The organism is Streptomyces sp. SM10, from assembly GCF_002910915.1.
Lineage (GTDB): Bacteria > Actinomycetota > Actinomycetes > Streptomycetales > Streptomycetaceae > Streptomyces.
In genome coordinates this window covers 1-13,608 of sequence record NZ_NEUF01000105.1, presented here as the reverse complement: position 1 = coordinate 13,608, position 13,608 = coordinate 1, and the positions used below count along the sequence as shown (strand labels likewise).

The 13,608-nt window shown below is 66.0% G+C and carries 6 protein-coding genes and 2 rRNA genes; 3 read left to right on the top strand and 5 right to left on the bottom strand.

What is annotated here, in order from left to right; translation table 11 throughout:
* Positions 1–22: 22 nt before the first annotated feature.
* The 3 genes from B9S57_RS16500 to B9S57_RS16485 all read right to left on the bottom strand — a co-directional run bounded on the left by B9S57_RS16500 (position 23) and on the right by B9S57_RS16485 (position 6,207).
* Positions 23–3,148, bottom strand: a 23S ribosomal RNA gene (locus B9S57_RS16500).
* A 303-nt stretch (positions 3,149–3,451) separates the two neighbouring features.
* Positions 3,452–4,977: ribosomal RNA gene (locus B9S57_RS16495) — 16S ribosomal RNA — on the bottom strand.
* Together the 16S and 23S rRNA genes form the textbook arrangement of a ribosomal RNA operon.
* A gap of 672 nt (positions 4,978–5,649) precedes the next feature.
* A complete protein-coding gene (locus tag B9S57_RS16485; protein WP_103516345.1) occupies positions 5,650–6,207 on the bottom strand; it encodes a MarR family winged helix-turn-helix transcriptional regulator in 558 nt (185 codons plus the stop codon).
* Between the two features lie 140 nt (positions 6,208–6,347).
* Here B9S57_RS16485 and B9S57_RS16480 point away from each other — a divergent pair, with 140 nt between their 5' ends.
* Positions 6,348–7,646 carry an MFS transporter gene (locus B9S57_RS16480; protein WP_103516344.1) on the top strand — a complete coding sequence of 433 codons (1,299 nt, stop codon included), beginning with the start codon at positions 6,348–6,350 and terminating at the stop codon, positions 7,644–7,646.
* 7 nt (positions 7,647–7,653) lie between these two features.
* Here B9S57_RS16480 and B9S57_RS16475 read toward each other — a convergent pair whose 3' ends face one another.
* Together B9S57_RS16475 and B9S57_RS16470 are read right to left on the bottom strand one after the other, a co-directional pair.
* The gene (locus B9S57_RS16475) at positions 7,654–9,324 is read right to left on the bottom strand and encodes a SpoIIE family protein phosphatase (RefSeq protein WP_103516342.1); all 1,671 of its coding nucleotides are present in this window, start codon (positions 9,322–9,324) and stop codon (positions 7,654–7,656) included.
* 323 nt (positions 9,325–9,647) lie between these two features.
* Positions 9,648–11,081 (bottom strand): NAD(P)/FAD-dependent oxidoreductase, encoded by a 1,434-nt coding sequence (locus B9S57_RS16470; RefSeq protein WP_103516343.1) that lies wholly within the window; start codon positions 11,079–11,081, stop codon positions 9,648–9,650.
* 341 nt (positions 11,082–11,422) lie between these two features.
* Here B9S57_RS16470 and B9S57_RS16465 point away from each other — a divergent pair, with 341 nt between their 5' ends.
* The gene (locus B9S57_RS16465) at positions 11,423–12,232 is read left to right on the top strand and encodes a TetR/AcrR family transcriptional regulator (RefSeq protein ID WP_103516341.1); all 810 of its coding nucleotides are present in this window, start codon (positions 11,423–11,425) and stop codon (positions 12,230–12,232) included.
* A gap of 225 nt (positions 12,233–12,457) precedes the next feature.
* Positions 12,458–13,608 (top strand): sigma-70 family RNA polymerase sigma factor (locus tag B9S57_RS16460; protein ID WP_146057764.1); only part of this gene is annotated, 1,151 nt, incomplete at its 3' end.

Genomic DNA, 13,608 nt, shown 5'->3' with positions numbered 1-13,608 from the left:
AACACAGTGGACGCGAGCAACTGAGGACAAGCCCTCGGCCTATTAGTACCAGTCAGCTCCACCCGTTACCGGGCTTCCACATCTGGCCTATCAACCCAGTCGTCTACTGGGAGCCTTAACCACTCAAGGTGGTGGGAATACTCATCTCGAAGCAGGCTTCCCGCTTAGATGCTTTCAGCGGTTATCCTTTCCGAACGTAGCCAACCAGCCATGCCCTTGGCAGGACAACTGGCACACCAGAGGTTCGTCCGTCCCGGTCCTCTCGTACTAGGGACAGCCCTTCTCAATATTCCTACGCGCACAGCGGATAGGGACCGAACTGTCTCACGACGTTCTAAACCCAGCTCGCGTACCGCTTTAATGGGCGAACAGCCCAACCCTTGGGACCGACTCCAGCCCCAGGATGCGACGAGCCGACATCGAGGTGCCAAACCATCCCGTCGATATGGACTCTTGGGGAAGATCAGCCTGTTATCCCCGGGGTACCTTTTATCCGTTGAGCGACAGCGCTTCCACAAGCCACTGCCGGATCACTAGTCCCGACTTTCGTCCCTGCTCGACCCGTCGGTCTCACAGTCAAGCTCCCTTGTGCACTTACACTCAACACCTGATTGCCAACCAGGCTGAGGGAACCTTTGGGCGCCTCCGTTACTCTTTAGGAGGCAACCGCCCCAGTTAAACTACCCATCAGACACTGTCCCTGATCCGGATCACGGACCCAGGTTAGACATCCAGCACGACCAGAGTGGTATTTCAACGACGACTCCACAACCACTGGCGTGGCCGCTTCAAAGTCTCCCACCTATCCTACACAAGCCGAACCGAACACCAATATCAAACTATAGTAAAGGTCCCGGGGTCTTTCCGTCCTGCTGCGCGAAACGAGCATCTTTACTCGTAGTGCAATTTCACCGGGCCTATGGTTGAGACAGTCGAGAAGTCGTTACGCCATTCGTGCAGGTCGGAACTTACCCGACAAGGAATTTCGCTACCTTAGGATGGTTATAGTTACCACCGCCGTTTACTGGCGCTTAAGTTCTCAGCTTCGCACACCCGAAAGTGCACTAACCGGTCCCCTTAACGTTCCAGCACCGGGCAGGCGTCAGTCCGTATACATCGCCTTACGGCTTCGCACGGACCTGTGTTTTTAGTAAACAGTCGCTTCTCGCTGGTCTCTGCGGCCACCCCCAGCTCACCGAGTAAATCGGATCACCAGTGATGGCCCCCCTTCTCCCGAAGTTACGGGGGCATTTTGCCGAGTTCCTTAACCATAGTTCACCCGAACGCCTCGGTATTCTCTACCTGACTACCTGAGTCGGTTTAGGGTACGGGCCGCCATGAAACTCGCTAGAGGCTTTTCTCGACAGCATAGGATCATCCACTTCACCACAATCGGCTCGGCATCAGGTCTCAGCCTTAATGTGTGACGGATTTACCTACCACACGGCCTACACCCTTACCCCGGGAACAACCATCGCCCGGGTTGGACTACCTTCCTGCGTCACCCCATCGCTTACCTAGTACAAGTCTGGTTCGTCGGCTCCACCACTACCCTCAACTCCGAAGAGATCGGGCCGGCTTCACGGACTTAGCATCGCCTGATTCAGTATTGGGCGTTTCAAAGCGGGTACCGGAATATCAACCGGTTGTCCATCGACTACGCCTGTCGGCCTCGCCTTAGGTCCCGACTTACCCTGGGCAGATCAGCTTGACCCAGGAACCCTTAGTCAATCGGCGCACACGTTTCTCACGTGTGTATCGCTACTCATGCCTGCATTCTCACTCGTGAACCGTCCACAACTCGCTTCCGCGGCTGCTTCACCCGGCACACGACGCTCCCCTACCCATCCATACTCCCGTTGAGGATATGTGTATGAATGACACGACTTCGGCGGTACGCTTGAGCCCCGCTACATTGTCGGCGCGGAATCACTTGACCAGTGAGCTATTACGCACTCTTTCAAGGGTGGCTGCTTCTAAGCCAACCTCCTGGTTGTCTCTGCGACTCCACATCCTTTCCCACTTAGCGTACGCTTAGGGGCCTTAGTCGATGCTCTGGGCTGTTTCCCTCTCGACCATGGAGCTTATCCCCCACAGTCTCACTGCCGTGCTCTCACTTACCGGCATTCGGAGTTTGGCTAAGGTCAGTAACCCGGTAGGGCCCATCGCCTATCCAGTGCTCTACCTCCGGCAAGAAACACACGACGCTGCACCTAAATGCATTTCGGGGAGAACCAGCTATCACGGAGTTTGATTGGCCTTTCACCCCTAACCACAGGTCATCCCCCAGGTTTTCAACCCTGGTGGGTTCGGTCCTCCACGAAGTCTTACCTCCGCTTCAACCTGCCCATGGCTAGATCACTCCGCTTCGGGTCTAGAGCGTGCAACTCAATCGCCCTATTCGGACTCGCTTTCGCTACGGCTTCCCCACACGGGTTAACCTCGCTACACACCGCTAACTCGCAGGCTCATTCTTCAAAAGGCACGCAGTCACGACTGCATGTGCAAGCACATACAGCGACGCTCCCACGGCTTGTAGGCACACGGTTTCAGGTACTATTTCACTCCGCTCCCGCGGTACTTTTCACCATTCCCTCACGGTACTATCCGCTATCGGTCACCAGGGAATATTTAGGCTTAGCGGGTGGTCCCGCCAGATTCACACGGGATTTCTCGGGCCCCGTGCTACTTGGGTGGTTCTCAAGCAAGCCGTTGATGTTTCAGCTACGGGGGTCTTACCCTCTACGCCGGACCTTTCGCATGTCCTTCGCCTACACCAACGGTTTCTGACTTGCCGACCAATCGGCAGATTGATCAAGAGAACTCCCACAACCCCGCATGCGCAACCCCTGCCGGGTATCACACGCATACGGTTTGGCCTCATCCAGTTTCGCTCGCCACTACTCCCGGAATCACGGTTGTTTTCTCTTCCTGCGGGTACTGAGATGTTTCACTTCCCCGCGTTCCCTCCACACTGCCTATGTGTTCAGCAGCGGGTGACAGCCCATGACGACTGCCGGGTTTCCCCATTCGGAAACCCCCGGATCAAAGCTTGGTTGACAGCTCCCCGGGGACTATCGTGGCCTCCCACGTCCTTCATCGGTTCCTGGTGCCAAGGCATCCACCGTGCGCCCTTAAAAACTTGGCCACAGATGCTCGCGTCCACTGTGCAGTTCTCAAACAACGACCAGCCACCCATCACCCCACCCTTACAGGCGAGTTCACTGGGGCCGGCAACCAAAGGGACAGACTCAAACGAGCCCGTACCTTCAGATACCCAACAGCGTGCCCGACCCGACCGATCCATTCTCACTTTCCACGCCGAAGCAGTACTCGCAAAAACAACCTGTCGTGCCGAATAGTCAACGTTCCACCCATGAGCAACCACCGTCGAACATTTGCCGACGAAATGGCCTCTGGATTCCCCGAAGAGAATCTAGATGCTCCTTAGAAAGGAGGTGATCCAGCCGCACCTTCCGGTACGGCTACCTTGTTACGACTTCGTCCCAATCGCCAGTCCCACCTTCGACAGCTCCCTCCCACAAGGGGTTGGGCCACCGGCTTCGGGTGTTACCGACTTTCGTGACGTGACGGGCGGTGTGTACAAGGCCCGGGAACGTATTCACCGCAGCAATGCTGATCTGCGATTACTAGCAACTCCGACTTCATGGGGTCGAGTTGCAGACCCCAATCCGAACTGAGACCGGCTTTTTGAGATTCGCTCCGCCTCGCGGCATCGCAGCTCATTGTACCGGCCATTGTAGCACGTGTGCAGCCCAAGACATAAGGGGCATGATGACTTGACGTCGTCCCCACCTTCCTCCGAGTTGACCCCGGCAGTCTCCTGTGAGTCCCCATCACCCCGAAGGGCATGCTGGCAACACAGAACAAGGGTTGCGCTCGTTGCGGGACTTAACCCAACATCTCACGACACGAGCTGACGACAGCCATGCACCACCTGTATACCGACCACAAGGGGGGCACCATCTCTGATGCTTTCCGGTATATGTCAAGCCTTGGTAAGGTTCTTCGCGTTGCGTCGAATTAAGCCACATGCTCCGCTGCTTGTGCGGGCCCCCGTCAATTCCTTTGAGTTTTAGCCTTGCGGCCGTACTCCCCAGGCGGGGAACTTAATGCGTTAGCTGCGGCACCGACGACGTGGAATGTCGCCAACACCTAGTTCCCAACGTTTACGGCGTGGACTACCAGGGTATCTAATCCTGTTCGCTCCCCACGCTTTCGCTCCTCAGCGTCAGTAATGGCCCAGAGATCCGCCTTCGCCACCGGTGTTCCTCCTGATATCTGCGCATTTCACCGCTACACCAGGAATTCCGATCTCCCCTACCACACTCTAGCTAGCCCGTATCGAATGCAGACTCGGGGTTAAGCCCCGAGCTTTCACATCCGACGTGACAAGCCGCCTACGAGCTCTTTACGCCCAATAATTCCGGACAACGCTTGCGCCCTACGTATTACCGCGGCTGCTGGCACGTAGTTAGCCGGCGCTTCTTCTGCAGGTACCGTCACTTTCGCTTCTTCCCTGCTGAAAGAGGTTTACAACCCGAAGGCCGTCATCCCTCACGCGGCGTCGCTGCATCAGGCTTTCGCCCATTGTGCAATATTCCCCACTGCTGCCTCCCGTAGGAGTCTGGGCCGTGTCTCAGTCCCAGTGTGGCCGGTCGCCCTCTCAGGCCGGCTACCCGTCGTCGCCTTGGTAGGCCATTACCCCACCAACAAGCTGATAGGCCGCGGGCTCATCCTTCACCGCCGGAGCTTTTAACCCCGCCCCATGAGGGACAGAGTGTTATCCGGTATTAGACCCCGTTTCCAGGGCTTGTCCCAGAGTGAAGGGCAGATTGCCCACGTGTTACTCACCCGTTCGCCACTAATCCACCCCGAAGGGCTTCATCGTTCGACTTGCATGTGTTAAGCACGCCGCCAGCGTTCGTCCTGAGCCAGGATCAAACTCTCCGTGAATGTTTTCCCGTAATCGGGATCACAACACGAGAGCGGAACGACCAGGTCGGAATATGACCGGTCGTTCACAGCGTCCTCGCTGTTGTTGCCTACCGGACCGTGAAGGGCCGGCAGGACTTTTCAAAGGAACCACCAACCTGCCGAAGCAGGCCGGGGTATCAACATATCTGGCGTTGACTTTTGGCACGCTGTTGAGTTCTCAAGGAACGGACGCTTCCTTCGGTCCCGTTTCACCGGGCCCCTCCGGGCGCTTCCCTTCGTTCTTGCGTTTCCGACTCTATCAGACTCTTTCGTGTCCGATTCCCGGCCGAAGCGGGATCCTGCTGATTTCGCTTTCCAGTTCTTCGCTTTCGCGTTTCCCTTTCCGGCGAGTCCGACTCTATCAGATCCTTTCGGGCCTGATTCCCAGTCAGTGGGGGTTGTCTTCCCGGCCGTTGGGCCGTTCCGACGCTCAAACTCTAGCGGATTTTCCCGGCGGCTCATAATCGAGCCTTCGAATTGAATTTCGGCATGCCGAAATTCTCCCCGGTGGGAGATCGTGCTGAGTTTGGTTGCCGCATTCGCGGCGGGATCGGTTGCCGCCGGACCGTGCTGGCTCCGGGACAACTCGAAGAACCTTACGGATGCGAGGGGGGCGTGTCAACCCCTCCCCCGCACCGGCTGATCAGCCCGTCAGTCCAGGTCCGTGAGCCTGCCGCCGGCGTCCGGCTGCTCGTGCTCCACGCGGCGCAGGAGGCGGATCAGGATCTCGCCCAGCGCTCCGCGCTCGTCGCCCGAGAGGTCCTGCAGAAGGTCTTCCTCGAAGGTGCTGGCCATCCGCATCGCCTCGAGCCACTTCGTCCGCCCCTCGTCCGTCAGCTCGACGATGACGCGCACCCGGTTGTTCTCGTCCCTGTCCCTGGTGACCAGGCCCTCGCCCGCCATGCGGTCGATGCGGTGGGTCATCGCGGCGGGAGTGAGGCCGAGGCGCTTCGCCAGTTCCCCCGGACCGAGCCGGTAGGGGGTACCCGCCAGGACCAGGGTCTTGAGGACCTCCCACTCGGCATTGCTGATGCCGAGGGCCGCGACCTGTCTGCCGTAGGCGACGTTCATCCGTCGGTTCAGCCGGCCCAGCGCGGAGACGACCTGTTCGACCTGCGGGTCGAGGTCACGGAACTCGCGCTGGTAGGCCGCGATCTGCTCGTCGAGGCTCGGCTCCTGGAGCTCGGGCTGCTCGGTGGTGTCAGACATGGCGGGCAGTATCGCACGCTCTTCATGGCCTTCGAAGTCCTTCACCCTGAAGACTTCAGCTTCTAACTTTAGTGCTAAAGTCCATGGGTCGGTGTTCTTCAGAGTTCTTCATGTTGAGGTAGGTGAGTGTGACCAGGGAGATGGGCGCAGCGCTGCGGCGGATCCAGCTGGGGAGTGCGCTGAGCGCGTTCGGCCTCGGATTCACCGTCCCGTATCTGTACGTCTACGTGGCGCAGGTCCGGGATCTGGGTGCCGGCACGGCAGGTGTCGTGCTGGCTGTCTTCGCCATGGCGGCGCTGGCCGTGCTGCCGTTCACCGGTCGTGCCATCGACCGGCGCGGCCCCTTGCCCGTCCTGGTCGTGGCCTCGGCCGCGGCAGCCGTGGGCGCCGTGGCCCTGGGGGTGTCCGACGGCGTGACCTCCACCGTGCTCTCCGCCGCGGTCCTCGGCGCGGGTACCGCCGTACTGCAGCCGGCGCTCGCCACGATGCTGGTGTGGTGCTCGAGTGCTGCGACGCGCACCCGTTCCTTCGCCATGCAGTTCTTCCTGCAGAACCTCGGGCTCGGCATCGGTGGTCTGGTCGGCGGGCAGCTGGTGGACGTCGACCGTCCGTCGAGCTTCACCTTGCTGTTCCTCATCGAGTCGGCGATGTTCCTGGTCCTCGGCGTGGTCGCGGCCACGGTGCGCATGCCCCGGGCCCCGTCCCTCGCGGACGCGGTCCCCGCCGACGGCACGCGGCCCAGGGCCGGGCTGCGGGTGCTGCTCTCCCACCGGGCCATGGTGCAGCTGTGCGTGCTGGGCTTCGTGATCTTCTTCGCCTGTTACGGCCAGTTCGAGTCGGGTCTCGCCGCCTACGGCACCGAGGCCGCGGGGATCGACCCGTCCACCCTGGGGATCGCGCTCGCCGCCAACACGGCCGTCATCGTCGTGGCGCAGTTCGTCGTGCTCCGTCTCGTGGAGCGTCGGCGGCGCAGCCGGGTCATCGCCTGGACCGGCCTGATCTGGGCCTTCGCCTGGATCGTGGCGGGGTACGCGGGTCTCGGACACGGCAGCCAGACCATGGCCACGGCCGCGATGATCTCGACGTACGCCCTGTTCGGGCTGGGTGAGGCGATGCTGTCGCCGACCGTGGCCCCGCTCGTCGCCGATCTGGCGCCGGAGGCGATGGTCGGTCAGTACAACTCGGCCTTCGCCCTGGTGAAGCAGTTGGCCCTGGCCGTCGGTCCTGCCGTCGGCGGGCCCATGGGCGCGGCACTGCCCGGGCCGTACATCGTGACCTTCGTGCTGTTCTCGCTGGGCATCACCGTGCTGGCACTCAGGCTGGGGCGGCAGCTCACACCCGTGCAGGACAAGCCGTCCCTCGCGGCGGTGCCGTCCCGGGTGGTCGCCTTGTCGCTGCCGGAGAACGACAAGGCCCCGTCCCCCACGGCCGTGCGCTGAGGCGGGGTCAGCCGGGGAGCGCGAATTCGCACCAGACCGCCTTGCCGCCGCCGGGTGTGCGGCGGCTGCCCCAGGAGGAGGCGATGGTCGCGACGATGGAGATGCCGCGTCCCGCCTCGTCCGCGGGCTCGGCACGGCGACGGCGCGGCAGGTGGTCGTCGCCGTCCGTCACCTCGATGATCAGGCGGCGGTCGGTCCGGCGCAGGCCGAGGCGCATGGGCGGGGTGCCGTGCTGGAGGGAGTTGGCCACCAGCTCGCTCGCGGCGAGGACGCCCAGGTCGCACAGCTCCATGGGAAAGCGCCAGGACGCCAGAACGCCGGTGGCGAAGGCGCGGGCCCGGGGGGCCGCCTCGATGCCGCCGAGCAGGTCGAGCGAGGCGTTGTGGAAGAGCTCCGCGCTCGGTCCCTTACGCGCGGGGTGCTGGACCACGAGGACCGCCACGTCGTCGTCGTGCTCCGCGGTGACGCCCAGGGAACGGATGAGCCGGTCGCAGACCACCTGGGGCGACCCCTTGGCGCCGGAGAGGGCGCGCCCCAGGGATTCCAGGCCCTCGTCGATGTCCTCGCTGCGCCGCTCGACCAGGCCGTCCGTGTAGAGCACGGCCGTGGAGCCGGGGGGCAGGGCGATCGTCCCGGAGGTGTGGACCCAGCCGCCGGTGCCGAGCGGCGGTCCGGTCGGATCCTCCGCGCGGTGCACCGTGCCGTCCTCGTCGCACACGAGGATCGGGAGGTGCCCGGCGGAGGCGTAGACGAGATGGCCCTCGTTGGGGTCGTGGACGGCGTAGACACAGGTGGCGATCTGGCTGGCGTCGATCTCGGCGGCGAGTACGTCGAGGAGCTGGAGCACCTCGTGCGGCGGGAGGTCGAGGCGGGCGTAGGCCCGGACCGCGGTGCGCAGTTGGCCCATGACGGCGGCGGCGCGCACACCCCGCCCCATCACGTCCCCGATGACGAGCGCGGTGCGGCCGGCGCCCAGGGTGATGACGTCGTACCAGTCGCCGCCGACCGCCGCGTCCGTGCCGCCCGGCTGATAGGTGGCGGCGATCCGCAGATCGTCCGGCTGTTCGAGGTCCTGCGGGAGCAGGGAGCGCTGGAGGGTGACGGCCGTCTCGCGGTGGCGGCGTTCGCTGGCGCGGAGCCGCTCGGCCGCCTCGGCGTGGTCGGTGACATCGGTGGCGTAGACGAGGACGCCCGCTTCACCGTCCGCACCGTCCGGGCCCCCGACGGCCACCGGGGTGCACGTCACCGTGTAGGAGCTGCCGGCCTTCACCTTGCGGGACTTGACCGTGCGGGGCGTGCCGCTGCGCAGGACCTGGTCCATGAGGGGCAGCAGGCTGAGCTCGTCGAGCTCGGGCATGGCTTCGGCCGCGGGGGCGCCGCAGGGGCGGGGGCCGAAGGCCGCGGTGTAGGCGGCGTTGACGTAGGTGATGCGGTGCTCGGGGCCGTGCAGCAGGGCGACAGGCGCGGGAAGCCGGCCGAGGAGCTCGCGGGCCGGGAGGGTCTCCGGGGAGGGGCCGGCCGGGGCGGCGGCGTCTTCCGCCGGCCCGCCCGCCTGCGTGGCCGCGGTGATCGGCCGTGCGGACTCGGCTCGGGCGGCGGGTACGGAACTGTGGTCGTCCCGCGCGGCGGCTCGACGCTGCGTTCCGGGAAGGCGGGCGCTCCAGCGCGTGAAGTTCACGGAATTTCTGGCCTCGTGTGTCGGTCTGGTCCGCTCGGGCGAGCTTCTTCTGCTGGTCCTGTGGCCGGCCCCCGCCGGCGCGTGCCGGATCGGGTGCCGGGGCCGGGCTTCCGGGAACGCACAGCCGGGCCGCTTCGTGCTGTTGGTCGTCGCTGCCGGTCACTGTAGGTGACTGCCTGCCGGGTCACTCTGTGCAGGTGTGAGCCCACCTATGGTCACACGCCCAGTGTGACCGACCGTACTGACAGTTGCGGTACGGCAGTCGGGCCGGGCGCTGAACCACAGCCGTCCCGGGGGCGTGGCGGTGCGGGGTGACCTGGTGCTCAGCCGGTCGTGTCCGGTCGCCTCTCGTCCTTCGGCGGAGTGTCTTCGGGAGGGCCGGGATGTGCGTGTCCACGGGCGGCGAGGGCGAATTCGGCGCGCGGGTGTTCGAGCGAGCCGAGGGAGACGATCTCTCGTTTGAAGAGTCCGGCCAGGGTCCACTCGGCAAGGACGCGCGCCTTCCGGTTGAACGTGGGCACGCGGCTCAGGTGGTAGACGCGGTGCATGAGCCACGCCGGATACCCCTTGAGCTTGCGCCCGTAGACGTGCGCCACGCCCTTGTGCAGGCCGAGCGAGGCGACGGATCCGGCGTAGGAGTGCCGGTAGTCCTCGGCCGGACGGCCCGCGAGGGTGGCGAGGACGTTGTCGGCGAGGACCTTGGCCTGGCGGACCGCGTGCTGGGCGTTCGGCGCGGTCTCCGTGCCCGGCTCGGACGAGGTGAGGTCCGGGACGGCCGCCGCGTCACCGGCCGCCCAGGCGTGCGGGGCCCCGTCCACGGCGAGGGTCGTGGTGCACCGGATCCGGCCGCGCTCCGTGAGGGGGAGGTCGGTGGCGGCGAGGATCGGCGCGGGCTTCACGCCCGCGGTCCACACCAGGGTGCGGGTCGGGAAGCGCGAGCCGTCGCTGAGCACCGCGACGCGGCCTTCGCAGCTGTCCAGCCGGGTGTCGAGCCGTACGTCGATGTTGCGGCCGCGCAGCTCCCTGACCGCGTACTTCCCCATCGCCTCGCCGACCTCCGGCAGGATGCGCCCGGTCGCCTCGACCAGAATCCACCGCAGGTCCGCGGGCTTGATGTTGTGGTAGTACCGCGAGGTGTAGCGGGCCATGTCCTCCAGCTCCGCGAGGGCCTCCACGCCCGCGTATCCGCCGCCGACGAAGACGAAGGTGAGCGCCGCGTCGCGGATCGCCGGGTCCCTCGTGGCGGAGGCGATGTCCATCTGCTCGATGACGTGGTTGCGGAGGCCGATGGCCTCCTCCACGGTCTTGAATCCGATGCCGAAGTCGGCCAGTCCGGGGACCGGGAGCGTGCGCGACACCGACCCGGGGGCGAGGACGAGTTCGTCGTACGGAATCTCGACGGCACCGGTGCTGTCCTCGCCGGTCGCGAGCGTCGTGACGGTGGCGGTGCGCTTGGCGTGGTCGACGCGCTCCGCCTCGCCGATGACGATCGTGCAGTGCTTCAGGACCCGGCGCAGCGGCACGACGACGTGACGGGGCGAGATCGAGCCGGCGGCGGCCTCGGGCAGGAACGGCTGGTAGGTCATGTAGGGCTCGGGCGTGACCACCACGATCTCGGCCTCGCCGCTTTTCAGTCTCTGCCGCAGCTTCCGCTGCAGACGCAGCGCGGTGTACATCCCCACGTAGCCGCCGCCGACGACGAGAATGCGCACACGTGGCCGGTTGTCGGGGGACGTCCCCCGGGTATCTGGTGCCATCACCATCCCATGACGCAACGGAGTCCGGTGTTTGTCCACAGGCCCGGCAAATTGTGTGACCGGAGCTCTTCGATCATCCGGCGGGCCACGACCACCGCGCGAACGCGGAGCAGCGCAGGTCAGATGTGGCGGGAGGCGGGGAACGCAGGGGTCGAATCGGGGGCCAACCGGTCCTTGCTCCGATCGGGGGGCGCTCCGTGCGGAACTACCCCCTTCTGAATTGACCCGGGCTCAACTATGTTCGTACCCCGTCGGGGTGTCGGAATCGTACGAAGGTCCACACGCCGGCGGACACGGCGGGGAAGTCTCCGGGGGGAGACGTCATAACCGGGGGAAAAGTTATGCACATTCAGGATTTGCATGGACCGAGCGTTGTCGCCTCTGCCGAGGTCCACGGGCGGCTGAGCCCCGTGGGCTCGGTCGGGACGGTCGCGGCGGCAGGAGCCGCGGTGGGCACGGCCCGCTCGGCGCCGCTCCGCGTGGACGCACAGCGCAACCTCGAACACGTCCTGCGCGCGGCGCGTGAGGTGTTCGGCGAGCTGGGCTACGGAGCGCCGATGGAGGACGTGGCGCGCCGCGCACGGGTGGGCGTCGGTACGGTCTACCGGCGCTTCCCGAGCAAGGACGTACTGGTGCGCCGGATAGCCGAGGAGGAGACCGCGCGGCTGACCGATCAGGCCCGTTCCGCCCTCGGGCAGGAGGACGAGCCGTGGTCGGCGCTCTCCCGCTTCCTGCGGACCTCGGTGGCATCGGGTGCGGGACGGCTGCTGCCGCCGCAGGTTCTGCGCGTCGGGGCGGAGCAGGAGGAGCAGGCGCCGGTGACGGGCTCCGGCCCCGCCGACGGCGACACACGCGTGCCGCACCAGCGGCAGGGCGTGGAGGCGTCCGGCCTCCGTGAGGCCGGCCGGCGTCCGGCCTCCGAGGAGGGGCTCGACGACGATCCGGGGGCGGCCGAGCTCCTCGAGGTCGTGGGCAGACTGGTGGACCGGGCACGGGAGTCGGGTGAGCTGCGGGGTGATGTGACGGTGGCCGATGTGCTGCTGGTCATCGCCACGGCGGCGCCCGCTCTGCCGGATCCCGCTCATCAGGCCGCCGCTTCGGCCCGTCTGCTGGACATCCTGCTCGAGGGTCTGCGCTCCCGGCCCCTGTAGGCGCGCACCACGGGTGGGCCGGCCGGTGGGACCGCTCCCGCCGGCCGGACAGCCGGTGTCACCGAGGGGCGTTGCTCGTTCCCCGCAGGGGTGATGTCACGCCCCCCGGACAGGGGAAGACACCCCGGACGAGTGGCTTCTGCTGCTCAGGGTTCGTCGCGGCGTGGCGCTGTGGCACTCTTGCCCCCGTATTCGGGACCGAGGGTGCATACGGGGGCTTCCGCGATGAGCGGTGACGCGCAGCAGGAAGGTCCGGCCGACGGTACCGCTGCCGCGGGCGAGGGCGGCACGGGCACGGAGGCGGGCGACCCGTCAGCCGCCCGGATGCCGGCGCAGGCGCAGCCGGGCCAGGTGAATCCGGGCCGCCCGGGGCCGGATGATGCCGACGCCTCCGCCGAGGGTGGCACCGTGCTGCCCGGTCCCTGGCCGGCGCCCGCCGACGAGGCGGTGCGGCAGGTCCCCGACGCGGAGGCCGATGCCGCGTACGCCGTCCCCCTGCAGCGCGCGGGACGCGCGGGATCCGCCGATCTCGGCCCGTCCGACGCCCAGTTGATCCAGGGCATGCGCACGGGCGACGACCAGGCGTACGAGGAGTTGTTCCGCCGCCACTCGGGAGCGGTGCGCCGCTACGCCCGTACCTGCTGCCGGGACGCGCACACCGCCGACGACCTGACGGCCGAGGTGTTCGCGCGGACCCTTCAGGCGGTGCGCGGCGGGAAGGGGCCGGAGGAAGCCGTCCGGGCCTACCTCATGACGGCCGTCCGGCATGTCGCGGCCGCCTGGACCAGGAGCGCGAAGCGGGAGCATCTGGTCGAGGACTTCGCGGTGTTCGCGGCGCAGGCCACACGCTCGTCGGAGCTGTCGGAGGCCGACACCCTCGATCTCGGCGCCGACGTCCTGGCCATGCACGAGGCGGACCGCTCGATGGCCGTCCAGGCGTTCCGCAGCCTGCCGGAGCGCTGGCAGGCGGTGCTGTGGCACACCGCCGTGGAGGAGGAGTCACCGAGCGAGGTCGCCCCGCTGTTCGGCCTGACCGCCAACGCCACGGCGGTCCTCGCGGTCCGGGCCCGTGAAGGGCTCAAGCAGGCCTATCTGCAGGCCCACGTGAGCCAGTCGCTGACGTCCGGCGGTGACTGCGCCCAGTACGCCGACCGGCTCGGTGCCCATGCACGGGGCGGCCTGCGGACCCGGGCGGAACGAGGGCTGCGCAAGCACCTGGACGAGTGCGCGAAGTGCCGGATCGCCGCCGGTGAGCTGGACCGTGTGAACGCCGGCATCCCGGCCCTGCTCCCGGTCGCCGTCATCGGCTGGTTCGCCGCGGGCTACTCGCTCAAGGCAGCCGGCATCGTGGCGGGCGGCGCGGCGGGTGCGGCGGG